This window comes from Jannaschia rubra, from assembly GCF_001403735.1.
GTDB classification, from domain to species: Bacteria; Pseudomonadota; Alphaproteobacteria; order Rhodobacterales; family Rhodobacteraceae; genus Jannaschia; species Jannaschia rubra.
This window is the reverse complement of the sequence record NZ_CXPG01000009.1, coordinates 279659-304337: the sequence shown is the minus strand read 5'-3', so window position 1 is coordinate 304337 and position 24679 is coordinate 279659. Positions and strand designations below refer to the sequence as shown.

Annotated in this window: 26 protein-coding genes; 13 read left to right on the top strand and 13 right to left on the bottom strand. The window is 68.0% G+C overall.

The window, feature by feature from the left end:
• The gene (locus JAN5088_RS01810) at positions 1 to 888 is read left to right on the top strand and encodes an NAD(P)-dependent oxidoreductase (RefSeq protein WP_267885355.1); all 888 of its coding nucleotides are present in this window, start codon (positions 1 to 3) and stop codon (positions 886 to 888) included.
• A 15-nt stretch (positions 889 to 903) separates the two neighbouring features.
• Here JAN5088_RS01810 and JAN5088_RS01805 read toward each other — a convergent pair whose 3' ends face one another.
• Genes JAN5088_RS01805 through JAN5088_RS01790 form a run of 4 tightly spaced genes read right to left on the bottom strand, consistent with a single transcriptional unit; the run spans position 904 to position 4859 of the window.
• The gene (locus tag JAN5088_RS01805; RefSeq protein ID WP_055681072.1) at positions 904 to 2934 is read right to left on the bottom strand and encodes a molybdopterin-binding protein; all 2031 of its coding nucleotides are present in this window, start codon (positions 2932 to 2934) and stop codon (positions 904 to 906) included.
• Complete coding sequence (gene mobB, locus JAN5088_RS01800) at positions 2922 to 3395, bottom strand: molybdopterin-guanine dinucleotide biosynthesis protein B (protein ID WP_055681071.1); 474 nt, start codon at positions 3393 to 3395, stop codon at positions 2922 to 2924. The genes JAN5088_RS01805 and mobB overlap by 13 nt, the downstream gene beginning before the upstream one ends.
• Positions 3392 to 4006: a molybdenum cofactor guanylyltransferase MobA gene (gene mobA, locus JAN5088_RS01795; RefSeq protein ID WP_055681070.1), complete on the bottom strand. Its 615-nt coding sequence runs from the start codon at positions 4004 to 4006 to the stop codon at positions 3392 to 3394. The genes mobB and mobA overlap by 4 nt, the downstream gene beginning before the upstream one ends.
• 25 nt (positions 4007 to 4031) lie before the next feature.
• Positions 4032 to 4859, bottom strand: a complete 828-nt coding sequence (locus JAN5088_RS01790) for a formate dehydrogenase accessory sulfurtransferase FdhD (RefSeq protein WP_055681069.1) — start codon at positions 4857 to 4859, stop codon at positions 4032 to 4034.
• A 61-nt stretch (positions 4860 to 4920) separates the two neighbouring features.
• On the opposite strand from JAN5088_RS01790, the gene JAN5088_RS01785 reads away from it, so the two are divergent.
• From JAN5088_RS01785 to ald, 3 genes are all read left to right on the top strand, one after another.
• Positions 4921 to 5601: an AzlC family ABC transporter permease gene (locus JAN5088_RS01785; RefSeq protein WP_306455435.1), complete on the top strand. Its 681-nt coding sequence runs from the start codon at positions 4921 to 4923 to the stop codon at positions 5599 to 5601.
• Positions 5598 to 5924, top strand: a complete 327-nt coding sequence (locus JAN5088_RS01780) for an AzlD domain-containing protein (protein WP_055681067.1) — start codon at positions 5598 to 5600, stop codon at positions 5922 to 5924. Before JAN5088_RS01785 ends, JAN5088_RS01780 begins: the two co-directional genes overlap by 4 nt.
• Positions 5925 to 5997: 73 nt before the next feature.
• Positions 5998 to 7110 (top strand): alanine dehydrogenase, encoded by a 1113-nt coding sequence (gene ald / locus JAN5088_RS01775; RefSeq protein ID WP_055681066.1) that lies wholly within the window; start codon positions 5998 to 6000, stop codon positions 7108 to 7110.
• Positions 7111 to 7161: 51 nt separating this feature from the next.
• Here ald and mscL read toward each other — a convergent pair whose 3' ends face one another.
• On the bottom strand, positions 7162 to 7632 hold the full coding sequence (gene mscL / locus JAN5088_RS01770) for a large conductance mechanosensitive channel protein MscL (protein ID WP_055681065.1): 471 nt from the start codon (positions 7630 to 7632) through the stop codon (positions 7162 to 7164).
• Positions 7633 to 8081: 449 nt separating this feature from the next.
• Between mscL and JAN5088_RS18510 the strand changes: the two genes are divergently transcribed.
• Entirely contained in the window at positions 8082 to 8402 is a 321-nt protein-coding gene (locus JAN5088_RS18510) for a hypothetical protein (RefSeq protein WP_055681064.1), read from the top strand.
• Positions 8347 to 10116, top strand: coding sequence for a methyl-accepting chemotaxis protein (locus tag JAN5088_RS01760; protein WP_082429759.1), 1770 nt, complete (start codon positions 8347 to 8349; stop codon positions 10114 to 10116). Before JAN5088_RS18510 ends, JAN5088_RS01760 begins: the two co-directional genes overlap by 56 nt.
• Before the next feature lie 216 nt (positions 10117 to 10332).
• Here JAN5088_RS01760 and pnp read toward each other — a convergent pair whose 3' ends face one another.
• The gene (gene pnp / locus JAN5088_RS01755) at positions 10333 to 12465 is read right to left on the bottom strand and encodes a polyribonucleotide nucleotidyltransferase (protein WP_055681062.1); all 2133 of its coding nucleotides are present in this window, start codon (positions 12463 to 12465) and stop codon (positions 10333 to 10335) included.
• A 266-nt stretch (positions 12466 to 12731) separates the two neighbouring features.
• Positions 12732 to 13001 (bottom strand): 30S ribosomal protein S15, encoded by a 270-nt coding sequence (gene rpsO / locus JAN5088_RS01750; RefSeq protein ID WP_055681061.1) that lies wholly within the window; start codon positions 12999 to 13001, stop codon positions 12732 to 12734.
• Between the two features lie 226 nt (positions 13002 to 13227).
• Between rpsO and JAN5088_RS01745 the strand changes: the two genes are divergently transcribed.
• A complete protein-coding gene (locus tag JAN5088_RS01745; protein WP_055681060.1) occupies positions 13228 to 14247 on the top strand; it encodes a calcium-binding protein in 1020 nt (339 codons plus the stop codon).
• A 99-nt stretch (positions 14248 to 14346) separates the two neighbouring features.
• On the opposite strand, the gene JAN5088_RS01740 is transcribed toward JAN5088_RS01745, so the two are convergent.
• The 5 genes from JAN5088_RS01740 to rbfA form a co-directional block, all read right to left on the bottom strand.
• Complete coding sequence (locus tag JAN5088_RS01740) at positions 14347 to 14868, bottom strand: DUF1643 domain-containing protein (RefSeq protein ID WP_055681059.1); 522 nt, start codon at positions 14866 to 14868, stop codon at positions 14347 to 14349.
• Positions 14869 to 14911: 43 nt separating this feature from the next.
• Positions 14912 to 15400, bottom strand: coding sequence for a hypothetical protein (locus JAN5088_RS01735; RefSeq protein ID WP_055681058.1), 489 nt, complete (start codon positions 15398 to 15400; stop codon positions 14912 to 14914).
• A gap of 132 nt (positions 15401 to 15532) precedes the next feature.
• A complete protein-coding gene (gene truB / locus JAN5088_RS01730) occupies positions 15533 to 16432 on the bottom strand; it encodes a tRNA pseudouridine(55) synthase TruB (protein WP_055681057.1) in 900 nt (299 codons plus the stop codon).
• Position 16433: 1 nt separating this feature from the next.
• Positions 16434 to 17153 (bottom strand): phosphodiester glycosidase family protein, encoded by a 720-nt coding sequence (locus JAN5088_RS01725; protein WP_055681056.1) that lies wholly within the window; start codon positions 17151 to 17153, stop codon positions 16434 to 16436.
• Entirely contained in the window at positions 17150 to 17575 is a 426-nt protein-coding gene (gene rbfA / locus JAN5088_RS01720) for a 30S ribosome-binding factor RbfA (RefSeq protein WP_055681055.1), read from the bottom strand. The genes JAN5088_RS01725 and rbfA overlap by 4 nt, the downstream gene beginning before the upstream one ends.
• A gap of 105 nt (positions 17576 to 17680) precedes the next feature.
• Here rbfA and dapB point away from each other — a divergent pair, with 105 nt between their 5' ends.
• A complete protein-coding gene (gene dapB, locus JAN5088_RS01715) occupies positions 17681 to 18490 on the top strand; it encodes a 4-hydroxy-tetrahydrodipicolinate reductase (RefSeq protein WP_055681054.1) in 810 nt (269 codons plus the stop codon).
• Positions 18491 to 18495: 5 nt separating this feature from the next.
• Here the strand turns inward: dapB and JAN5088_RS19610 are convergent, their stop codons facing one another.
• Positions 18496 to 18681, bottom strand: a complete 186-nt coding sequence (locus JAN5088_RS19610; protein ID WP_055681154.1) for a DUF1674 domain-containing protein — start codon at positions 18679 to 18681, stop codon at positions 18496 to 18498.
• A gap of 214 nt (positions 18682 to 18895) precedes the next feature.
• Between JAN5088_RS19610 and JAN5088_RS01705 the strand changes: the two genes are divergently transcribed.
• The 5 genes from JAN5088_RS01705 to JAN5088_RS01685 all read left to right on the top strand — a co-directional run bounded on the left by JAN5088_RS01705 (position 18896) and on the right by JAN5088_RS01685 (position 24576).
• Positions 18896 to 20146: an RsmB/NOP family class I SAM-dependent RNA methyltransferase gene (locus tag JAN5088_RS01705; RefSeq protein ID WP_055681053.1), complete on the top strand. Its 1251-nt coding sequence runs from the start codon at positions 18896 to 18898 to the stop codon at positions 20144 to 20146.
• Between the two features lie 67 nt (positions 20147 to 20213).
• Entirely contained in the window at positions 20214 to 21929 is a 1716-nt protein-coding gene (locus tag JAN5088_RS01700; RefSeq protein WP_055681052.1) for a heparinase II/III family protein, read from the top strand.
• Positions 21930 to 21947: 18 nt separating this feature from the next.
• Complete coding sequence (purH, locus tag JAN5088_RS01695; protein ID WP_055681051.1) at positions 21948 to 23519, top strand: bifunctional phosphoribosylaminoimidazolecarboxamide formyltransferase/IMP cyclohydrolase; 1572 nt, start codon at positions 21948 to 21950, stop codon at positions 23517 to 23519.
• Positions 23519 to 24004: a signal peptidase II gene (lspA, locus tag JAN5088_RS01690; protein WP_055681050.1), complete on the top strand. Its 486-nt coding sequence runs from the start codon at positions 23519 to 23521 to the stop codon at positions 24002 to 24004. Before purH ends, lspA begins: the two co-directional genes overlap by 1 nt.
• Positions 24005 to 24063: 59 nt before the next feature.
• Positions 24064 to 24576, top strand: a complete 513-nt coding sequence (locus tag JAN5088_RS01685; RefSeq protein ID WP_055681049.1) for a DUF3035 domain-containing protein — start codon at positions 24064 to 24066, stop codon at positions 24574 to 24576.
• Positions 24577 to 24679 lie beyond the last annotated feature (103 nt).

The following is a 24679-nucleotide window of genomic DNA, read 5'->3' as shown; positions in this document are numbered from 1 at the left end:
ATCCGGATGGAACGCATCGGTTTTGTGGGCGCGGGCCTGATGGGTCATGGCATGGCCATGCAGTTGATCAAGGCCGGCCATCCGCTCACCGTGATCGCCCACAGCAATCGCGGCCCCATCGACGATCTCGTGGCGAAGGGCGCATCCGAGGCGGCGACTTTACAGGATCTCGCCCGCGTCTCCGACGTCGTGCACATCTGTGCGCCGGGCAGCCCGCAGGTCGAAGCGATCGTCGACACTCTGCTCGGGCACATGGCCGAGGGAAGCGTCATCCTGGATTGCTCGACCTCGAACCCCGTCTCAACGGAAAAGCTCGCGTCGCGGGTCGAGGCAGCGGGACTGCACTGGGTCGACGCGCCCCTCGGCGGCACTCCGGCGCAGGCCGCGACCGGCGAGCTGGCCGCAATGGTCGGCGCGCGGGAGGATGTCTTCGCCCGCGTCGAGCCGATCATCAGGACGTGGGCCAGGTCCATCGTCCACGTCGGCGGCCCTGCGTCGGGTCACAAGATGAAGCTGCTCAACAACTTCGTCGCCATGGGCTATGGTGCCATCTACGCCGAGGCTCTCACGCTGGCCGATGCGTCCGGCGTGGGCCGCGAGATGCTCGACAGCGTGCTGCGGGGCAGCCGGATGGATTGCGGGTTCTACCAGACCTTCATGGCCTGCGCGGTGAAGGGCGACCGCGAATCCCACAAGTTCACCCTGACCAACGCGTTGAAGGACATGCGCTATCTGTCCGCGATGTTCGACGGTGCGGGTGTGACGAACCCGGTGCAGGCGGCGATCCGGGACAGCTATGCGATGGCGGTCGAAACCGGCGGGGACGGGCCACAGGACTACGTCCCCCATCTGGCGGACTTCGTCGCGCGCGCCAACGGCAAGGGCTGACAGAGCCTGGTTCCGTCAACCGATGCCGAGTTCGGCAAAGGCGATGTAGCGGACCAGATCGCCCGGCGCGATCTCCACGGCCCTGTCCGGCAGCTCGACGAAGCCTTCGGCCCAGGACAGACCCGACACGAGGCCGGACCCTTCGGAGCGAAAGATTTCGGCGCGACCGTCCCGCAGGCGCGCGCGCAGAACCTCGCGCCGCCCGGCCTTCTTGGACTTGGAGAACGCCGCCGGGACCGTGACGCCGACCGGCACCCGCCACCCCGCGCCGGCCATCTGGAACAGCGCCGGACGCGCGAACAATGCGGCGCAGGTGAAGGCCGCCACAGGGTTGCCCGGCAGGCCGAACAGGGGCGTTCCGTTCCAGTGCCCGAGAGCCAGCGGGCGCCCCGGCTTGATCGCAATGCGCCAGTGATGGAGGCCCCCGCGTTCGCGCAACAGGCGCGACAGGTGATCCTCGTCGCCCGCCGAAGCTCCGCCCGACGTCAGGATCGCATCGACGTCCGCCGCGTCGAGCGTGGCAGCCAAGGCTCCCGCCTCGTCAGGGGCACGCCCGAGATCGACGGCATCGAAGTCCCATCCGGCGACTATTGCCAGAAGCATGGGCCGGTTCACGTCGGGGATGCCTCCGCCCTCTCCCGGCGCGACGATCTCGTCGCCCGTGGACAGCACGCCGACGCGCAGTCGACGGCGGACCGGCAGCGTCCCGTGCCCTGCCGCAATCGCCAGGGCCACGTCGGTGGGTCGCAAGATGCCCCCGGCACGAAGGACGGGATCGCCTTCGCAGACGTCCTCGCCCGCGCGGCGCGTGTTCGCACCCTTCCGCGGGACGGCCTTGAGGTGCAGCAGGCCGTCGGCGAGCATCGCATCCTCCTGCAACGCCACAGTGTCGGCCCCTTTCGGGATCACCGCCCCGGTCAGGATGCGGATGGCCTCTCCGCGCGGCACGATCCCTTCGAACGGCCGCCCGGCGGCGGCCCGGCCATCCACTATGGGGATGCCGCCTGGCCGAAGCCCGTCATGGGCAAAGGCCCAGCCATCCACGGCCGCGTTCGCCTCGGGCGGATTGGATCGCACCGCCACGACGTCGCGCGCGAGGATGCGGAAGGCGGCCTCGACGATGGTGACATCCTCGATCCCCGTCACCACCGTCAGGTCGCGGCGCAGCGTGTCGAGAGCGACGTCCACCGGCGTCCAGTCCGCGCCCGGCGGCAGGGCGAAGCAACTCGACGGCGGCAGCACGCCCAGGATCCACCCCTCCTCCGCCGCGACACGGGCCGTGTCCGGCAGGACGGAGGGCGCGGTGAACCAGCCGGCGGGCGCCTCGCGCAGGGCGCGGGCCGTGGCGATGACCTGCCCCGCGTCCCGAAAATCATGCGCGGCGGGTTCGAACAGGCTGGGGTAGATCTCGACCAGCAGGTTTCCAGACTCGGGCAAGGCAAACCCGGTTTCCTGCGGCCAGACGCGCAGGTCCGGGTGACGCCGCCGCAGATGGGCGAGCGCAGCCAGCCCGACCAGCGATTGCGACCCGACCGATCCGGCGGTGTAGAGTTTCAGGACCGATTGCGCGCGGGGCACAAACGCGTCGACCGTTCGCCGATCGTCGACCCCATGATCCTGCCGGTCCGAGCCGCGCTCCGGCAGGTCGGGATGCAGCTGGGAAGCGGGGCGACCCCACAGCGGCCCGACGCCCGGAAAAGCCCGGTTCACCTGCTCCGCCACGGCGAAGCGGTTGTTGACGTTATCGGGGCCATCTTCGATCCGCTCGGCCAGCCAGTCCCAGACCGCAAGCGCGTCGGGCCGGCCGGTCAGCGTGGTCGCGAAGCCGGCCGGGTAGCCCATGGCGAAGTCGAAGCCGACAAGCGTGCGGTAGCCGCGCGACAGCCAGTCGTCGATCCACGCGAGAGCGAGCGACCGGGTCGGAAAATACTCGACCGTCTGCTCGCCCTTCAGATCGGCGCAGACCCAGATCGCGTCCTTGCGCGGCTTGCGGCCGGTATGGCCCGACGTCGCGGACCAGTCGGCCACCAGGATCAGATCGAACATATGAACTCCGCGACCTTGCCTACGTCGCCCAAGTCGAGTGTCGGGCAATCCACACCAGGATCGCCGGTGCAGGCGACGGCGATTATGGTCCCGTCGCGCCGGGCCAGCGGCGGCTGGCCGACCTCCGGGCGCCAGACCTCGATCCTGGGGTGGGTACCCGATTTCCAGCCTTCGGCCAGCACCACGTCACAAGGCGACAGTCGCGTCAGCAGATGGGTCAGCATCGGCTCCCGCACCTCTTCCATCAGCGTCAGGCGGCGGTCGCTCGCCAGCAGGACCTGATGCGCTCCGGCCTGCCGGTGCCGATGGGTATCGGTGCCCGGCGTTTCCAGATCGACCGCATGGTGCGTGCGTTTCAGGGTGCTGACGCGCAGCCCGCGCGACGACAGTTCGGTCACCAGCGCTTCGGTCAGGGTCGTCTTGCCGGCATTCTTGTGACCGACGATGCCCATGAGGATCATGCCATCGCCTCTGCCTGAGCCAGCTCTTCGGGCGTGTTGACGTTGAAGAACGGGTCGAACGGGTCCGTCGGAAAGACCGCCAGGCCGACAGCGTGCCGATCCGTCCAATGCAGCACCTTCCGCGTGCCCTGCGCCAGCGCCTCCCGCAGGTCGTCGCGCAGGCCCGTGGGCCAGAGGCCGAAGGTCGGCTGCGGCCAGATCCGATCCCCCTCCCGCGTGGCGGCGAGGGCTAGGCCGGAGGGGCCCGCCGCCTCCAGAAGACGGGGCACGAGGTCGGGGGGCAGGAACGGCGTGTCTGCCGCCGCAGTAACGATATACGAGCAGCCGAGCGATGCGGCCCAGTCGAGACCTGCGAGAACTCCCGCCAGCGGGCCGGGGTGCCCCTGAACGCTGTCGGGCAGAACCGGCAGCCCAAGGTCGTCCCATCGCGCCGGATCGCCGTTCGCGTTCAGCGCAAGCCGGTCCACCTGTGGCCCGAGCCTCGTCATGACCCGCGCGATCAGGGACGTGCCGCCCACGGTCAGGCGCCCCTTGTCGACGCGGTTCGCGTCGGTCCCGCCCATGCGCGTCGCCTTGCCGCCAGCAAGGATCAGTCCATGCGGCTGGATCATCGCGATACCCTTCGCCGCATCGAAATCACTCCCCGTCCCATATCACCCGCTCCTCGCCGCTCAGGCAGACGAAGCGGGCGCCCTTCATGCGGCCGATCACGGTCAGGCCGACCTGCCGCGCGATCTCCACCCCCCAGGCGGTGAAGCCGGACCGCGACACGAGCGCCGGAATCCCCATCAGGGCACATTTTATGACCATCTCGGACGTCAGCCGCCCCGTTGTGTAGAGCGTCTTGTCGTCAGGCTGGGTCCCCGTCGTCCTCATCCAGCCCGCCAACTTGTCCACGGCGTTGTGGCGGCCGACGTCCTCGAAATAGGCCAGCGGATCCGGCCCCCGGCACAGGCAGGTCCCATGGATCGCGCCCGCCTCCAGATAGAGGCTGGGCGTGCGGTTGATCGCGGCCGACAACCGCTGCAGGTCGGACACTTTCAATGCCGTCGACGGCAGGGTCAGCCCCTCCAACCCTTCCATCATGTCGCCGAACACCGTTCCGACGGCACATCCCGATGTGCGGGTCGCGCGCGCCAGCCGCGCCTCATGGTCCGTCTCGACGGCGGTGCGGACGATGACCGCATCGACCTCGGCGTCATGGTCGATGCCCGTGACGCGGTCCCCCGCGCGCACCATCCCCTGATTGACGAGGAACCCGAGCGCCAGCCATTCGGGGTGATCCCCGATCGTCATGACGGTCACGATCTCCCGAGCGTTCAGATAGATCGTCAGCGGCCGCTCCTCTACCACGCGCAGATCGACGGGCGCGCCGGCCTGATCGACGCCGCGGAGGGCGCGGGTCAGGCGCGGATCGGCCGGGTCGGGCGTGACGCGAAGCGTGGACGGCGTTGTCGTGGACACTTGAGACCAGTCGCTGGGGCGGTTACGCCACGATGTCCGGCGGTGATGGAGGATGCAAGCGATGGGGTCGCCTTTCGGCAGGGGCGTGGCCGAGGGCCTGCCCTTCGTCGTGATCATGGTGCCCTTCGGGGCCCTGTTCGGGGTGCTGGGGGTCGAGGCGGGACTGCCGCTGGCGCAGGTCATGGGCTTTTCGGTCCTGGTCATCGCCGGTGCGTCGCAGTTCACTGCCGTCCAGTTGATGACCGACGGGGTCCCGGCGGCCATCGTGGTGTTGTCGGCGCTGGCCGTGAACCTGCGGATGGTGATGTATTCAGCATCCATCGTCCCGCATCTCGGGTCCGCGCCGCTATGGCAGCGCGCCCTGGTGAGCTACATGCTGGTCGATCAGACCTATGCGCTGGCCGTCCAGACCTACGAGGGGCGCCCCGCCTGGACCGTGGCCGACAAGATCGCCTATTTCGCAGGCGTATCGCTTCCCGTCTTTCCCTCCTGGGTCGGCGCCACCTGGATGGGCGCGGTGCTGGGCGCGCGGGTTCCGGCGGGGTGGCAGCTCGACTTCGCGCTGCCGCTGGCATTCCTTGCGCTGGTCGGTCCGATGCTCAAGACACGGGCGCATGTGATCGCGGCGCTGGTATCGGCGGTGGCGGCATTGGCCTTCGCCTGGGTGCCCTGGAACCTGGGCCTGATCGTTGCGGCCGTCCTCGCCATGCTGGCCGGCGCGGAAGTGGAGCGGCGGGCATGACCGACACCCCAGTCTGGCTCATCATCGCGTCGCTCGGCGCGCTGACCTATCTCACGCGGTTCGTTTTCCTCGGGCTGGTAGGAGACCGCCCGCTTCCCCCGTGGCTGTTGCGGCACCTGCGTTATACCGGCGTGGCGATCCTGCCGGGCCTGGTCGCGCCGCTGGTCGTCTGGCCGGCCGCGGCGGGTGGCGAAACCGATCTTCCGCGTCTCGTTGCGGCGGCCGTCGCCCTTGGCGTCGGCGCGTGGCGCAAGGACGTCATCCAGGCGGTCATCGCGGGTGGGCTGACGCTCGGCCTGCTTGGATGGCTGGTCAACGGATGACCTCGGTCCGAAGGTGTCGGCGGCAGTAGAAACCGTTATCCTTTATCGCAAAGGCGAAAGAGGGAGAATCGCAATGCTCATCGGTTGCCCGAGGGAAATCAAACCGCAGGAGTTCCGCGTCGGCCTGACGCCCATGGCCGCGGCGGAGGCGATCGCCCACGGGCACTCGGTCGTCGTCGAGGCCGGTGCGGGCAGCGGGTCGGGTTTCGACGATGACCAATACCTCGACGCGGGAGCCGCGGTCGCAGACACAGCCGAGGAGGTCTTCGCGACCGCCGACCTGATCGTCAAGGTGAAGGAGCCGCAGCCGGCCGAGCGCGCGCGTCTGCGCGACGGACAGATCCTGTTCACCTATCTCCACCTCGCGCCGGACCCGGACCAGGCGGCCGACTTGCTCGCCTCCGGTGCGACCTGCATCGCCTATGAGACCGTGACGGACGTGGCAGGCGGCCTGCCCCTGCTCGCACCGATGTCCGAAGTCGCCGGTCGGCTCGCACCGCAGGTCGGCGCCTGGACCTTGCAAAAGGCCAACGGTGGGCGCGGTGTCCTGCTGGGTGGGGTGCCGGGGGTCGGCCCCGGTCGCGTCGTCGTCATCGGGGGCGGCGTCGTGGGAACCAACGCGGCCCGCGTCGCTGCGGGCATGGGGGCAGATGTGACGGTCCTCGACCGATCCCTGCCCCGGCTCCGCTATCTGGACGACACCTTCGGTGCGCTATTCAGGACGAGATACGCGAACGCCGGAAACATGGCGGAACTGATCCCAATGGCGGATCTGGTGATCGGCGCAGTTCTCATCCCCGGTGCCGCCGCGCCGAAATTGATGACCCGCGACGATCTGGCCACCATGAAGCCCGGTGCCGCCATCGTCGACGTGGCCATCGACCAGGGCGGATGTTTTGAAACGTCCCGCGCCACGACCCACGACGATCCGATTTACGACGTCGACGGCATTATGCACTATTGCGTCGCCAACATGCCGGGCGCGGTTGCCCGGACATCGACGCTGGCGCTGAGCAATGCGACCCTGCCGTATCTTCTGGCTCTCGCGGACAAGGGCTGGCGGCGGGCGTGCTCGGACGATTCGCATCTGCTCAATGGCCTGAATGTCCACGCGAGCAAGGTGATCCACCCTGCGGTGGCCGAAGCCCTGGGAATGGAGTCCGTTCCCGCCGACAGTGTCGTCTGATCGGGCGGGTCCGGGCCCGCAGGGCGAGGGTCGGCGCTCTGATACCGTGCCTCATTCGGCCGGCGTGGCGGCGCCGCCCGGGCGGTTCAGGCTGTCGCGGATCTGAAGCAGCACGTCGAGTTCGGAGGGGCCGGTGTCCACCTCGGGCGCGATGTCGTCAGGGCGCTCGGCGGCCTCCTTCAGCCGGTTCACGGCCTTCACGAGCATGAAGACGACGAACGCGATGATGAGAAAATTGATGCAGGCCGTGACGAAGGCACCATAGGCGAAAATGGCCGCGCCGGATTCGCGCGCTGCCTCCAGCCCGACGCGCGTCGTCCCGGTATTGCCCGGAACCTCGCCCGAGAGCACGACGTACATGCTGGTGAAGTCGATCCCACCCAGCACGAGGCCGATGAGCGGATTGATCAGATCGTCCACCAGGCTCGACACGATGGCCGTGAACGCCGCACCGATGATGATGCCGACGGCCAGGTCCATCACATTGCCTTTGGCGATGAAGTCCTTGAATTCCTGAATCATCCTATGTTCCTCTCATCTCCTGAATCATCGGCACGCCGCTTCCGGGCACCCGGCCCCAAGGTGTGTCAGATCAGTTTCGAAAGTCATCACCTTTGTGGCCGTCGTCACGGCGGATCGCGACGCCCCATCGTCGACAGGAGCGACCGGCGGCCCGCCCGCGACTATAGGTGCGCAGGACGCCGCCGTTCCCCTGTGTTCCACGGCGTGCCGGGTCGCGACGGTGGGCAGTCTGGTCCCGCCGAAGGCCGATCGGGGATCAAACTATCCCCAGCGACAGCACGACCACGCCCGAGAGGAAAACAAGAGCGATACACATCGCGGTGATTTCGAGTCGTATATTCATGCCGGCTTTCTGTTCCTGCAATTCTTTCCCGCGGGTTAACGGAGGCGGAGAATTCTTCGCCATTTCCGTTTAGCGTTTGGAAAGGATTGGCCGTTAGGCCAGCGGCATGAGATCGTTCCAGGCCCTCCTCGCGCTCGTGCTGTTTCCCGTCATCTGGTGTGGCGTGATGCTCGCCGCTCTACCGCGAGCGGCCGAGGGTCGTCCGGTTCTCGTGATTCCGTCTCCGTTCGGGCCGTCCGCCGATCAGATCGTCGCGCAGGCGGGCGGCTATCCCGTCGGCCTGCGCCCGCCGCTCGTCGGTATCGTCGCCCATTCGACGCTGCCCGGGTTTGCGGTCCGCCTGCAGGATGCGGGCGCGATGGTTCTTCTGAATGCCGAACGTCTCCCTGCTTTCCTGTGTGGTGCGAATGTCCAGACTATCCCTTGATCTAAGCCGAGAGCATGCCGCGACGATCCTCCTGATCGCATCCCTCGTCTCTGTCTTTCCGGTCGCAGGGTCGGCAGTCGCCAGCGGGATGATGCCGACAATTCTCGGCGCGACGTCGCTGGCGCTGACGGTCCTCGCCTTCATCGTCCGCCGCATGGAACGGTCCGTCGGCCGGATCGCGGTGGCATTGGCGATGGTCGGACAGGTCATGCTGCTGACCGCGGCGATGTCCGGGCAGAGTTGGCAGCTCGACAGCCACATGTACTATTTCGTGGCTCTGGCGGCTATAGCGGCGATGGTCGATCTTCGTGCGCTGGTCGCTGCCGCAGGCGCCATTTGCCTTCATCACCTCATGCTGTCTTTCGGCATGCCGCTGCTGGTCTACGGGCAGGACGCGGTCAGCTCCGTCCTTGAGCGGACCTTGTTCCATGCTCTGGCGGTCGCGTTGACGACCGTGTCGCTCGGCGCCGCGATCCATGTCCGGCTCCGCCTTGTTGGAGCCTGGAAGGAAGAACGCCAAGCCGCACAGGCAGCGGTCGAGCGCGCGCGATCAGCCGAGGCGCAGGCTTCCGCTGCCCTCACACAAACGGAACAGGCGCGGATTCAGGCCGATACCGCCAGAGAGGAAGCCGAAGCCGCGCTCGGCCGGATGCAGGCCGAAACCAAGCGTGCGGAGCGGGCCGATTCGGAGGCCGCTGCTCTTCGTGAGATCGACGAGAAGCGCCGCGCGCTCGAACGGGAGACTCAGGCGCACGTGATCGGAACCCTTCGCGAGGCTTTCGCCAAGCTCGCCGAAGGAGACCTTGGAGCGCGAATCACGGGTGCGCTGCCGGAGGGCTACGAAGATCTGGGCGATGGGTTCGACTCGACGCTCGCCGCGCTTGAAATCGCCCTGCAGGCTATTCGCCGCGCTTCCCGCTCGATCACGGGCGAGACTGACGAGATCGCGTCTGCCGCGACCGACCTCGCCCACCGCACCGAGGAACAGGCCGCCACCCTGGAAGAGATCACCCGCTCGACCGAGCAATTGACACAGTTGATCCGTGCGACCGCCGAAGATGCCGGTCAGGCCGAGGTCGTGATGAACGGAACCGGATCGGAGGCGCAGACGGGAGCGAAGGTCATGGAGCAGGCGATCGCGGCCATGGCGGAAATCGAGACGTCGTCCCGCGAAGTCCGCAAGATCACGTCGATGATCGAGGATATCGCATTTCAGACGAACCTGCTCGCGCTGAATGCCGGCGTGGAGGCCGCGCGCGCGGGCGACGCCGGCCGTGGATTCGCCGTCGTCGCCTCCGAAGTCCGCGCCCTTGCCAAGCGATCGTCGGATGCCGCCATGCGGATAAACACGCTGATCATGCAGTCGGGCGCGCAAATCGAGCGGGGCGTGGCCCTGGTGCATGACACCGGCGGCGCACTGGAAAAGATCATCGCGTCGGTCGAGGCGACCGGCGCGCGGATCAGCAAGATCGCCGCAATCTCCGACGAACAGGCGACCGGCGTTCACGTCATCAACGCGGCACTTCGCGACCTGGACAGGGTCTCCCAGCAGAATGCGACGATGTTCGAGGAGACGACAGCGGCCTGTCAGACCTTGCGAGCCAGCGCCCGCGGTCTTGCAACGGCCGTCGAGCGGTTCTCAGGAGACGAAGGACCGGAAATCGACGACATGTCCATTGGCAAAGCCCGGCCCAGTCGGAACCACGCCGCCTGATCGCGTGGAGATGACGATCTGTCAGCACAGCATTGGTGCACGGATCCGAACCTCCGTACCGGCCGCGCCCACGCACTACCGATCGCTGTCGCATGCCTGAGCGGACGAATCGTCCGATCTGAGAATCGAAGTTGGAAGACCGACCGACCTTCGTCGGTCTGAATGAAAAGAGCCCCGGCGTCGCTGCCGGGGCTCTTCTCAGTCAGTGTGGAAGGATCATTCCACGTCTTCGCTGGCCTGTTCCTCGCCCGTCTCCTGGTTGACCATCTTCATGGCCAATCGGACTTTGCCGCGATCGTCGAAGCCCAGAAGCTTGACCCAGACGTCCTGTCCTTCCTTGAGGACATCGGAAGGATGGTTCAGGCGACGGTTCTCGATCTGGCTGACATGAACCAGACCGTCACGCTTGCCGAAGAAGTTCACGAAGGCTCCGAAATCGACGATCTTCACGACCTTGCCCTTGTAGACCTTGCCCTCCTCCGGCTCGGCCACGATCGAATGGATCATGTCCCAAGCCTTCTGAATGGCCTCGCCGTTGGCGGAGGCTATCTTGATCGTGCCATCGTCCTGGATGTCGACCTTGGCTCCCGACGTCTCGACGATCTCGCGGATGACCTTGCCGCCCGATCCGATGACTTCCCGGATCTTGTCGGTCGGGATCTGCATCGTCTCGATCCGGGGCGCGTGGGCCGAGAACTCGGTCCGGCCCGCCGTCAGCGCCTTGGCCATCTCGCCCAGAATGTGCACCCGTCCGGACTTGGCCTGATCGAGAGCCTTCTCCATAATCTCGGGCGTGATGCCCGCGACCTTGATGTCCATCTGCAGCGACGTGATGCCGGCTTCGGTGCCCGCGACCTTGAAGTCCATGTCGCCCAGGTGATCCTCATCGCCCAGGATATCCGTCAGCACGGCGTACTCACCATCGTCCTCGAGGATCAGACCCATGGCCACGCCCGCGACCGGCGCCTTCAGCGGCACGCCCGCGTCCATCATCGACAGGGACGACCCGCAAACCGTCGCCATCGAGGACGAGCCGTTCGACTCGGTGATCTCGGATACCAACCGGATTGTATAGGGGAAGTCGGTAGCCGAGGGCAGAACGGCCTGAAGGGCGCGCCAGGCAAGCTTGCCGTGACCGATCTCGCGACGTCCCGGAGGTCCGAAGCGGCCGACTTCGCCGACGGAGTACGGGGGGAAGTTGTAATGCAGCAGGAAGTTCGACTTGAAGTTGCCGTGCAGCGCATCGATGAACTGCTCGTCATCGCCGGTGCCAAGCGTGGTCACCGCCAAAGCCTGGGTCTCGCCCCGCGTGAAGAGCGCCGAACCATGGGTCCGCGGCAACAGCCCGACCTCCGATTCGATTGGCCGCACGGTGTCGAGGGCGCGCCCGTCGATGCGCTTGCCGTTCTTGACGACATCACCGCGCAAGACGTTCGATTCCAGCTTCTTGAGCGCCGTGCCGAGATTCGGATCGGCCAGTTGATCCTCGGAAAGCGACGACTTGATCGCGTCCTTGGCCGCGGCGACGGCCGAGGTGCGCTCCTGCTTGTCGGTGATCGCGTAGGCGTCGCGCATCTTCTGCTCGCCCGCGGACTTCACGGCTTCGAACAGCGCCGAATAGTCGGGCGCCTCGAAGTCCATGGGCTCCTTCGCGGCCTGCTCGGCCAGCGAGATGATCAGGTCGATCACCGGCTGCATCTGCTCGTGGCCGAAGCGGACGGCGCCCAGCATCTCGGCCTCCGACAGCTCGTAGGCTTCGGATTCGACCATCATGACGGCGTCCCGGGTGCCTGCGACCACGAGGTCGAGCCGCTGCTCGGGGTTGGTCTTGAGGTTCTGCATATCGTCGACCGACGGGTTCAGGACGTACTCGCCGTCGACGAAACCGACGCGGGCGCCGGCGATCGGGCCCATGAAGGGCGCCCCGGAAATCGTCAGCGCGGCCGACGCGGCGATCATGGCGACTACGTCGGGGTCGTTCTCCAAATCGTGCGACAGCACGGTGCAGATGACGAGAACTTCGTTCTTGAAGCCATCGACGAACAGCGGACGGATCGGCCGGTCGATCAGGCGGGACGTCAGCGTCTCCTTCTCGGTTGGACGGGCCTCCCGCTTGAAGAAACCGCCGGGAACCTTGCCCGCCGCATAGTATTTCTCGTTGTAGTGGACCGTGAGCGGGAAGAAATCCTGCCCTGGCTTCGGCGCCTTGGCATAGGTGACGGCGGCCATGACGCTGGTTTCGCCGTAGGTGGCGATGACGCAGCCGTCGGCCTGACGGGCGATCTTGCCTGTCTCCAGGGTGAGGGTGTCGTGACCCCACTCCATCGATTTCGTAGCAATGTTGAACATTTCGTATCCTGTCTGACGCAGCCCGGCCCCTGCCGGAACGTCGTTGAATGGCGGCCCCATTGCCGCCGACCCCTGTTCCTTTGCACGACGCCGGGGTCCGGTGCGTCACGTCTCAGATGGTGGGGCATTAGACCGTTTCGGCACGGATTAAAAGCGAACCGTGACGCAGGGCAACCGTCGCACGTGCCGGAATTTCGAGGCTAGGGCCGCAAAACGCGAAAGCCGCGCCCAAAGGCACGGCCCGTCGCATATCTCGTCGGCACGGTTCAGCGGCGGATGTTCAGCCGCTTGATGAGGTCGAGGTAGCGCGCCTCGTCCTTGGCACGGGTATAGTCGAGCAGCTTACGGCGCTGCGCGACCATCATCAGAAGGCCACGACGGGAATGGTTGTCCTTCTTGTGGGTCTTGAAATGCTCGGTCAGGGTGGTGATCCGGCTGGTCAGGATGGCGACCTGGACCTCGGGCGAACCGGTGTCGCCTTCCTTGGTCGCGAATTCCTTGATGAGGCGGTTCTTCTCTTCGACGGTGATCGACATCGGGGTCTCCTGGGTTTGAGGGTGATGGCGCAGGCCGGGATGTCGTCCAGCAAGGCCCGTGGAGTGAGCAGGGCGGATACACCAGCGGCCCGGTCATGGAAAGCCCTTTCGCATTAACCTGTTTCACAGGTTTTGCTGGGGTCCGGGCGGGGCCGATGCTAGTGTAATGCACGGGCCGATGGCCCACGATCGCCGACCTTTCCGTCGCCAGTCAAAGGACGTCTTCATGTTGTTGCTCGCGGGTCTCGTGGGACTGTTCGCATCCGGCGTGATGATCGCCCTGCCGTCCGAGGCTGAAACCGAAGCGGCCGAGGTCGAAGTGCCCCAGATCGATTCGTCCGACGACGAGGTGACGGCGGGCGGCGGACTCGACGCCTACCTGGGTGAAGATTCCGTCGGAACCGATGCCGCCGTGGAAGCGGACTCCAGCGCGGCCTCGGACGGTTCTCAGGCCGATCGGGATCTTCCGCCCCGCGACGTCCTGGGCGGCGACCACCTGACCGACCGACTGGACGGCTCCTCCGTCGCACCGATCCGCCTTGACGGCGATGCGATGTACGGGAACGGGTCGGACGACAAGTTGGCCGGCGGCGTGACCAATGACCTGATCATCGGGAACGGCGGCGACGATGCCCTGTTCGGGGGCGACGGCCGCGACATCCTGATGGGCGGCGACGGCAACGACAAGCTGGCCGGCGGCTCCGGCGCGGACGAACTCCACGGCGACGCGGGCGACGACCATCTCGACGGCGGGCTGGGCGACGACCTTCTCTCCGGCGGCGACGGCGACGACATGCTGGCGGGGGGCGACGGCGACGACCGCCTGTTCGGCGGCGCAGGTAGCGACACACTCGACGGCGGCGCGGGCAACGACATTCTGGATGGCTCCGTGCTGGGTGACGACGGGACGGATCGCGATGCCGGTGACCGTCTGATCGGGGGCGACGGCGACGACACCATCGCGGGCGGCATGGGCGACGTGCTGGTCGGTGGCGCTGGATCGGACCTCTACATGGTGCAGTCGGGGGGCGGTGCGGCGAACGAGGACGAGGCTCCGATGATCGAGGACTTCGATCCCGAGCAGGACGAAATCGAAATCGTCTATGAAACGGCCAAGCCTCCGACCCTCAGTATTATCGAGAGGATGGATGTCACGAGGATCTTGGTCGACGGCATGGTCGTCGCGCAATTGAAAGGTGCGCCGGGTATCGAGTTATCGCATCTCAGGCTGGTGTCCGCCGCCTGAGCCGAGGCCGGTGTCCGCCAGATGCCGAGCCATCGGTGCCAAAGACCGCAAACCTGAGCATCGAGGTGCAACCTGATCCGGCGTGCCGATGCGTCGGCATCAACTCAAGGTCGGCTCCCACGGTGTCGGCTGCACGGTATACCCGATATACAGCGGGTGTTTCGGATGCCCGGCCTTCGACAGGCCCAGGGTCGTCAGCGGCTGTCCCGTCGCGCGCAGCAGTTGGGCAACCGCATGGCCCCGATCCAAGTATGCGCCGTGGGTGCCCCAGGCACAGATCACTTGGTCGGCCCAGAGTGCCGCATCCCGGATCGCCGCGTCGTTGGCTGGCCCACCCACAGGGTCGGGTTGCGCGCGCATGTCGCGCGGGTCCGTTGCGCGATAGGCGAAGATATTGGTCACCCGGAAAGCGCCGAAGCCCAAAGCGCGGGCCCGACGCTCACACCGCTCCACCGTCGGATCATTCGCGAACTCAGTGGCCGTCGACGGGTTCAGCATGACGAAGTTGATGCGGCTGCCCGAGTGGTTCCACGTCCGGATCAGATCGTAGCGATAGCGTTCGTCATCGGAATAGACCGCGGTCGAGGGCGCGTCGCCCTTGGTAAAGGTTCGGGTGATCATCCGCACCGGATGCCAGCACCCGCAGGGGTCTGGCAAGGTCCGATCAGGGGGCGGCAGCCGCTCCCCGGGGGTGCTGTAAGCGATGTTCCATGATGGCTGCGGCCACCACGGCGAACAGACTTTGCCCGACCAGCGCGACCCGGGTGAAGCCGAGAACCGCGGGGTTTCCCGCGACCGGCGTGGCCGTGACGTAGACCGCGAAGACCCAAAGCGTCGTCCTGTAGCCGACCGCCATCAGAGGCCAACGCAACGTCATCACGCGCCGGGCCCGCCAGCGCGCGACGAGCAGATATCCCAGCGGATAGAACTCCGGCTCCGTGACAATGCGTAGCGTATAGGCCGCGCCTGCGGGCGCATCGCCTAAGGCCCGAGACAGGACCTGCTGCGCGAGGCCCATGGGCGCGACCCTCGAACAGCCGAACAGGGGCGAAAGGCCCCGCCCAAAGGGGTCGAAGGCGACGGCGGCGAGCGCATCGGCGACGGGAACGGTCCAGACGGTATCACCCGACAGACGATGAGAAGCGGCGGCCATCGACACCACCCCAAGTGATGGCGGCGCGGGCTGCCGCGGTTGCGATGGATGAAGGGTACGCAGCCGCCCCTGGTTGTCGCGGCACCCCACGCACACATCAGGGCATGTGACGGGACCGTCCGTCCATGCGGTTCAGACCTGGAACACCTTGGTCGGATGGATCGCCCCGGCGCGGTAGACACCGATGGCCACGGGTTGCCCCAGATGCGATGCCCAGCAGGTCTCGCCATGATCCGCCCCCGACAGAACCTCGCCCGGGTTTCCGTGCCGCAGACGATGGGCAGCGGCTTCGGATACCGGCAATTCCGGCAGGTCGCACAGCCCAAGTTGCAGCGGTTTGAGCCGCGCATGCAGGGCCGGCGTGCGCGCCAGGCTTTCGATTTCCTCCAGCGACAGGCCGTCGTTGGCATCGAAAGGACCGGACCAGGTGCGTCGCAGCCATCCCACATGGCCGAGACACCCCAACGCCGCGCCCAGGTCGCGCGCGATCGACCGCACATAACCGCCCTTGCCGCAGACCATCTCGAACTCCGCCCAATCGACGTCGCCGTCTGTCATTTCCAGGCGGTCCACGAACAGGGGACGCGCGACCAGGTCCATCTCGACGCCTTCGCGCGCCAGATCATAGGCCCGTTCCCCCTCGACCTTCACGGCCGATACCTGGGGCGGTACCTGGAGGATATCGCCGCGGAACGCCACCAGCGCCGCTTCGATATCGGCCGGCGCCGGGCGCCGGTCCGACCGTTCCAGCACGGCGCCGGATACGTCGTCCGTGGCGGTCGACGCGCCCCAGATCACGCGGAAGCAATAGCACTTGAGCGCATCCGTCACGAAAGGCACGGTCTTCGTCGCCTCGCCCAGCGCCACGGCCAGGACCCCGGTCGCATCGGGGTCGAGCGTGCCCGCATGCCCGGCCTTCTGCGCGTCGAGCGCCCAGTGGACCTTGCCCACGACCTGCGTCGAGGTGACGCCAGCCGGTTTGTCCACGATCAGCCAGCCATGGACCGCGTTGCCCTTCTTCCGCCGGCCCACGTCAGCGCTCCGTCACGGCGATCATCGGGCCCATGGTTCGACCCGGGTCGTGGCGACCCGCCGCCGGCACATGGAGCCGCGAGATGCTGCCATCAAGGAACAGCGCGTTGCGGACGCCCAGCACATCGCGGAACAGCGTTCCCATCTCGTAAAAGGTAACGGGGCCGTCGGAGATCACGAAATACACGGTGCCGCCGTCGTCGCTTGCGCCGACGCCATTGCGGATCTTGGCCGACGGGCTTTCGGGCAGAAAGCGGGGATGCAACGCGCCGTCGATCACCAGCATCGGTCCCGATTGCGTCGCCGCATCGCAAGCAACCGGGTCGGCGGCGAAGGCGCGCGTCTCGAACACGTCCGCCCGGTCGGCCCGGACGCAGAAGATGCCATTGGGCAGCATGCCGAAATTTCCCGGCCCGGCCTGCGTGACCATCCCGGCGGTCTGGACACCGTCTTCGACATAGAGCCCCACGGGACGCCGATCCTGATGATACATGCCGCCGTTCATGGCAAAGACGATCGGGGCCTCGACCGCCCGCTCCAGCGCCTCGAAACTGCCCAGCGGCTGACCGTCCGGCCCGTTCAAGTGCAGCGTCACCTTCTGCGTCGCCAGATCGGCGGTGCAAACGGTAAAGACGCGATCGCGATGCGTGACCGGCGCGCAATCCTGCGCGACGGATGGCACGGCCAGCGCGAGCCAGGCGAACAGCGCGTGCCGGATCATTCTTCCTCGCCGTCCGCGTCGTCGTCGCGCGCGGCAATGTCGCGCTGCACCGTCTCGTCGGCGAACATGCGGCGGGTGTCGTCCATCCGGTCGAAGGTCTCATCGATGCGGAACCGCAGGTCGGGCGCGAATTTCAGCGTCAGGTCGCGGTTGATCGCGCGACGCAATTCGCCCTTGTTGCGCGTCAGCCCTGCAATGGCGGCCTCCCGCCCTTCCCCACCCAGAGGCAAGACCCAGGCAGTGGCGATCTTGAGGTCGTTGCTCATGGTGACCTCGCCCACGGTGATCGACATGTACTGAAGCTCCGGGTCGTGGATGTCACCGCGCGCCAAGACCTCGGACAGGGTCCGACGGATCAGCTCTCCGACCCGCAACTGTCGCTGACGGGGGCCCTTGTCGTGCGTGTCGCGGGATCGTGCCATGGCGTAGCCCTCCTGAAGGGGCGCAGATATTTGCCCGCGCCCGCGGGTGCAAGCGTTGCATGAAATCCGCCGATCCCGCAAAGACGGATCGAGCAGGAGGACGCGATGGACAGGATCGGAATTGCGGTAATGGGCGGATCGGGACGCATGGGCCGGATGCTCTGCGACCTGATCCGGGACTCGGACGATCTCCGGCTTGTCGGCGTGACCGAAGCGCCGGGGCACCCGTGGATCGGACACGATCCGGGCCGGATGGCGGGCGGCGCGGATACGGGGCTTTGCGTCACCGACACTCCGGCGGCAGCGATCACCGACGCGCGGGCCGTCATCGATTTCACCACGCCCGGCGCCACCGTCGCCATGGCGCAGGCCTGCGCGCAGGCCGGCATCGTCCATGTGATCGGAACGACCGGCCTGTCACGGGATGACATCGCCGCCATCGACCGGGCCGCCAGGCAGACCACCATCGTGCGCGCCGGCAACATGTCGCTTGGCGTGAACCTCCTGACGCAGCTCGTCCGTCAGGTCGCGGAGAGCCTTGACGACGACTATGACATCGAGATCGTCGAGGCGCATCACCGCCACAAGGTCGACGCACCTTCGGGCACGGCGTTGATGCTGGGCCATGCGGCGGCGGAGGGACGCGGCGTGGACCTTGACGCGGTGTCCGACCGGGGGCGCGACGGGATCACCGGGGCGCGGGGGCGCGGCGCCATCGGGTTCCATGCGATCCGGGGCGGCGACATCGTGGGCGAGCATGATGTCGTCTTCGCGGCCGACGGGGAGCGGATCGTCCTGCGCCACGTCGCCTCCGACAGATCGGTCTTCGCACGCGGCGCCCTGCGCGCCGCCCGCTGGGCGCAGGGCAAGGCCCCGGGGGCCTACGACATGCTGGACGTCCTGGGGTTGCGCTGACGCCGTCAGAAGTCGACGGCGATACCCTTCAACTCCCAATCGCCATAGCGCACAGGCTCCGGGCCTTTGCGGCCGCCGAGTTCGACCGGCAGGTCGGGGGCGACAAGCTTGCGGGCCTCGGCCTCCTCCAGCGCGCGGCGCGCCACTTCCGGCAACGCGGCCCGGCGGGCGGCCTCCGCCTCGGGGGGCAAGGGCGACAGGTCGATGCCGCGGTCGCGCGGCGTCGTGGGACAGGCGGGCGCATCCGCGCAGGCCTCGGGCAGGGCTGCTGGATCGACGGTCATGCGTTCGGGGCTGCTGGACCTGACAGACATCGGCTCTCCTCCTCGGCGCTCCGGTCGCGTCCTTGCGGGACGGGTGCATTGGATATACGTCGCGGGGCCTGATCTGCAAGGACACCGCCCGATGACGGACATCTCCCAAAGCCTGGCCACGCGCGCGGGCGTGCTCCGTTTGCTGGCGCATGTCCTGCGCGACGGAAGGATGCTGGGCGACGGGGCGTCCGGGCTGGACGGCGCGGCAGCGGCGCGCGCGCTTCGGCTCGCCGGCCTGACGCTGCGGCACATGGGTCGGGCCGATGCGCTTCTGGCGGGGCGGATGCAGCGGCAGCCCGCAACGCGGGTCCGCGACATCCTGCGCCTCGCCCTGACCGAAGTGTTCGAGGACGGCGCGGCACCCCACGGCGTCGTCAACGATGCCGTCGCACTGGCCCGCATGTCGCCCAGGACGGCCAAGCAGGCGGGGCTGGTGAACGCCGTGCTGCGCGGGCTGGTCGACGACCGCGCCGCCTGGGATGCGCTGCCGCCACCCAGCCTTCCGCCCTGGCTGCGCAAGCCGCTGGCCAAGGCCTGGACCCGCCCCCGGCTGGAGGCGATCGAAGCCGCGCACCTGCGGGGCGCCCCGCTCGACCTGACGCCGAAACCCGGCGTGACGGTGGACGGCGCCGAGGTTCTGCCCACCGGCACGCTGCGCCTGCCCGGCGGGCAGGTGTCGGCCTTGCCCGGCTATTCCGAAGGGGATTGGTGGGTACAGGATGCAGCCGCCGCGCTGCCCGTCCGCCTGTTGGGCGAAGTAAGGGGGCTTCGCGTGCTCGACCTCTGCGCGGCACCTGGGGGCAAGACGATGCAGCTCGCCGCGGCGGGCGCGAAGGTCACGGCGCTGGACGTATCGGCCCGTCGGCTGGAGCGCGTGGCGCAGAACCTGGCGCGCACCGGGCTGGAGGCGGAGATCGTGGAGGCCGACGCGCTCGACTGGGCGCCCGACGCGGCCTTCGACGCCGTCCTTCTGGACGCACCCTGCACCGCCACGGGCACGATCCGTCGCCATCCCGACCTGCCCCACCTGCGCGACGCCCGCGATGTCGAGGCGCTCACCGCCCTGCAATACCGCCTGATCGACCGCGCCCTGACCTTCGCCAGGCCCGGCGCCCCCGTCGTCTTCTGCACCTGTTCCCTGCTGCCGGTCGAGGGCGAGCATCAGGTCACGGCCGCCCTTGGCCGCCATCCCGGCCTGACCGCCGAAGCCCCCGAGCCCGCCGACTTCGGCCTGCCGCCGCTCGCCGTCTCGCCCCACGGGCTGCGGCTCCTGCCGGACCTCTGGGCGGAACGGGGGGGCATCGACGGCTTCTACATGGCCGTTCTGCGGACGCCCGCGTGACAGACGCCCCGGCGCCGCGTATCCTGCGCCGCGAAGGGCCGGAACAGGCCCCGACGGGGCGAAGGACATGACCGGCACGAGCCTGCGAGATCGACTGCGAACGCGCTGGCGCGTGAAGACGGCGCGACCCAGAGGCAGTGCGCGCAGTCTCGTCTGGCAGCCCGAGCCGCGCGGCACCGGATCGGCCCGGCGCGGCCAGCAGATCCTCTCGGGGTTGTGGCATTTCGCCGGCCAGCTGGTGGAGGGAACGAACGATCCCTGGGGCATTGTCCCACCATCGGCCCCGTTCGAGCGTCAGCTTCACGGCATGGGATGGCTCGATGACGTCATGTCCCTCGGCAGCCGTCAGGCCCGGCAGGCCGCGCAACGTTGGGTCCTGGAATGGGCGCAGCGCTACGGCACGGGGACAGGTCCGGGATGGGATCCGGCGCTGGCCGGTCGCCGCCTGCTGCGTCAGATCAGCCACGCTCCGACACTTCTGACGCGGATGGAGGCACGCGACCAGAAACTGTTCTTCGACCTTCTCTATCGCCAGGCTGGCTATCTCCGGCGGCACTGGAACGACGCCCCCGCCGGCCTGCCGCGGATGGAGGCGCTTACGGGGCTGCTCTACGCCGGGCTGACGCTCGAAGGGATGGACAGGCTCGCCGCCGATGCCACCCATGCGCTGACCCGCGCCATCCAGGCCGACGTCGGCTCCGACGGGGGCATCTCCTCGCGCAACCCCGAAGCCCTGCTGGAGGTGGCGATGCTGCTCGGCTGGGCGATCGACGCGCTGCGGGCGCTGGACGAAGTGCCCGAAGGCCTGACGCAAGCACAGGCCCGCATCGTGCCCACCCTGCGCGCGCTGCGCCACGCCGACGGCGGTCTGGCGCGGTTCCACGGCGGGGGGCGAGGGCGAACGGGACGGCTCGACCGAGTTCTTGCCACATCGGGCATCCGGGCGCGCAACGACAGCGGGCTGGCGATGGGCTTCGTGCCCATGGCGCACGGCCGCACCACGCTCATCGTCGATGCGGACGCCCCGCCCACGGGCGCGGCGAGCGGATCGGCCCATGCCTCCACCCTCGCGTTCGAGATGACGAGCGGCAACTGTCCCGTGATCGTCAACTGCGGCCCCGGCGGCGCCTTCGGGCCGGACTGGCACCGCGCGGGCCGCGCCACCGCGTCCCATTCCACGCTGTCGATCGAAGGCTGGTCGTCGTCGCGCATCGGTGGCCTGCTGACCGTGGGGTCGCGGCAGGTCGCTCCGCTGGTTCAGGTGCCGCGGCGTGTGCAGTGGCAGCGCAGCGCCTCGCGCCGGGCCTCGACCCTGACGCTGGGGCACGATGGCTATGTTCCGTCGCACGGGCTGACGCATCTGCGCCGGTTCGTCCTCTCGACCGACGGCCGCATCCTGCACGGCGAGGATAGCCTGCGCGCCATCACCAACGTCGACAAGGAACGGTTCGAGGATGTTCAGGCCGGCGCGGAGCGGCGCGGCGTCGCCTTCCAGTGCCGTTTCCACCTGCACCCCGATACCGAGGCCGAGATCGACATGGGCGGGCGGGCCGTGTCGCTGACGCTGCCTTCGGGCGAGGTGTGGGTGTTCCGTCCCGGCCAGCGCGTCCGCCTGTCGCTGGAGCCGTCGGTCCATCTGGAAGGCGGGCGCCTCAAGCCGCGTCCATCGCAACAGGTGGTTTTATCCGACCGGCTGGTGACATATGCGAGCACCATCGACTGGACCCTGATCCGCGCGCAGGAGGCGACCGAACTGCCGCCTTCGCCCGCCGAAGAACTCTGACGACGCAAGGATGACCCGATGACTGCAGTTGTGCCCCGGCGCGCCCTCATTTCCGTGTCCGACAAGACCGGGCTGGTCGATCTGGGCCGCGCGCTGGCCGAACGCGGGGTCGAGCTTCTGTCGACGGGCGGATCGGCCGCGTCGCTGCGCGACGCGGGGCTGGAGGTGCGCGACGTGTCCGACGTCACCGGCTTCCCGGAAATGATGGACGGGCGGGTCAAGACGCTGCACCCCCGGGTCCACGGCGGCCTTCTGGCCCTGCGCGACGAGCCGTCGCATCGCGCCGCGATGGAGGAGCACGGCATCGGCGCGATCGACCTGCTGGTGGTGAACCTCTACCCGTTCGAAGCGACCGTCGCCTCGGGCGCGGACGAGGCGACCTGCATCGAGAACATCGACATCGGCGGGCCGGCGATGATCCGCGCGGGGGCGAAGAACCACGACTGGACAACAGTGATCGTCGATCCGGAGGACTACGACGCCCTGCTGGCGGAGCTTGCGGCCCACGACGGTGGCACCACCTTGCCCTTCCGGCAGCGGCAGGCCGCCATCGCCTATGGCCGCACCGCCGCCTACGACGCCGCCGTCGCCACATGGATGGCCCGTTATGAGGACACGCCCCGCCGCGTCGCCGCCGCAGCCCGCCTGTCGCAGCCGCTGCGCTACGGCGAGAACCCGCATCAGGATGCGGCCTTCTACGTCGACGGCAGCGGCCGCCCCGGCGTGGCGACCGCGACGCAGCATCAGGGCAAGGCGCTGTCCTACAACAACATCAACGACACCGATGCCGCCTTCGAACTGGTGGCCGACCTGCCGCCCATGTCGGTGGCCATCATCAAGCACGCGAACCCCTGCGGCGTGGCGACGGGCGAGACCTTCGCCCAGGCCTATTGCCGCGCCTATGACTGCGACCGCACGTCGGCCTTCGGGGGAATCGTCGCGCTGAACGGCATCCTGGACGAGGCGACGGCCCGCGCCATCACCGAGATCTTCACCGAGGTCGTCATCGCACCGGGTGCCACCGACGCGGCCCGGGCGGTGTTCGCGGCGAAGAAGAACCTGCGCCTGCTGACGACCGGCACCCTGCCCGACCCGCGCATGCCGCGGCGGGCGATGCGGCAGGTGGCCGGCGGCTGGCTCGCGCAGGACATGGATGTGGGTCATGTGGACCCCGCCGAGATCAGCGTCGTGACGAAGCGCGCGCCGACGGACGACCAGATGCGGGACCTGATGTTCGCCTGGACCGTGGCGAAACACGTCAAGTCGAACGCCATCGTCTATGCCAAGGACGGCGCGACCGTCGGCATCGGCGCGGGGCAGATGAGCCGTCTCGACAGCTCGCGCATCGCGGCGCGCAAGGCGCTGGACGTGGCGGAGGTGCTGGGGCTGCCGCACAGTGCGGCGCAGGGGTCGGTCGTGGCCTCCGACGCGTTTTTTCCGTTCGCCGACGGCCTGATGGCGGCGGCGGAGGCGGGCGCGCGCGCGGTCATCCAGCCCGGCGGGTCGATGCGCGACGACGACGTCATCCGCGCCGCCGACGAGGCCGGGCTCGCGATGGTCTTCACTTCCATGCGCCACTTCCGTCACTGATGCGGACGGTCTGGACAGCGGCCATCATGGCCTTCGCCGTCGATCAGCTCTCCAAGCTGATCCTGGTACAATGGATGGATCTGGCGACCGCCGGACCGTTCCCCGTCTTGCCGCCCTATCTCGTGTTCACCATGGGCTGGAACGAGGGGATCAACTTCGGCCTCCTGTCACAGTCCCACGACCTGACGCGGTGGATCTTCGTGGCGCTCGCCGTCGTCGTGTCCGCCGCGCTGTTGCGGTGGTCGCGGCGGTTCCGCAGGCCGATCGCGCAGGTCGGCGCGGGGCTGGTGGTCGGCGGGGCGCTGGCCAATGCGCTCGACCGGGTGATCTACGGCGCGGTGGCCGATTACCTCAACATGTCGTGCTGCGGAATCGTGAACCCCTATGTGTTCAACCTGGCCGACGTCTTCATCTTCGCGGGGGCCATCGCGCTTGTCCTCTGGGCGGATGAGCCGGGAAAGACCGGCGGGGCAAAGACCCCGTGACGCGGCGCGGGGCTTGGGGTAGGAACGACGCGAACCGGCAGAGGCAGGGGGCGGAGCGGATGATCGGACGGCTGTTCATGGCAGGCATCCTGGCGGTGGGTCTTTCCGCCTGCGGCAACGACGCGCCCAGGCTTTTCAACATCCGCAAGGCCGACCGGACGCCGGACGAATTCTCGATCCTGCCGACCAAGCCGCTCGAGACGCCCCCGGACCTTGCCGCCCTGCCGCCGCCCACGCCGGGCGGCTACAACCGCACCGACCGCGCGCCCGAGGCCGAGGCCATTGCCGCGCTCGGCGGCAACGCCGCCGCCGGCGGCGCCGCCGAAACGGCGCTGGTCGCCTCCGTCTCGCGCTACGGCGTGCAGCCGGGGATCCGCAGTCAGCTCGCCGCCGAAGACTTCGAGTTCCGCCGCCGCAACGACGGGCGCCTGCTGGAGCGCCTGTTCAACGTGACGATCTATTACCGTGCCTACGAATCCCAGTCGCTCGACCAGTATCGGGAGCTTTACCGCCTGCGCGACGCGGGTGTCCGCACGGTCGCGGCCCCGCCCGATCCGGCAACGCTCGACTGACCTGCGAAGGCGGCACACGATCACGACCTCGTCACCGCCTTCCCCCTTTGAATTCCGCCCGGTAGCAGCGTATCTGACGTTCGATCGCAGCCCACCCGGAAGG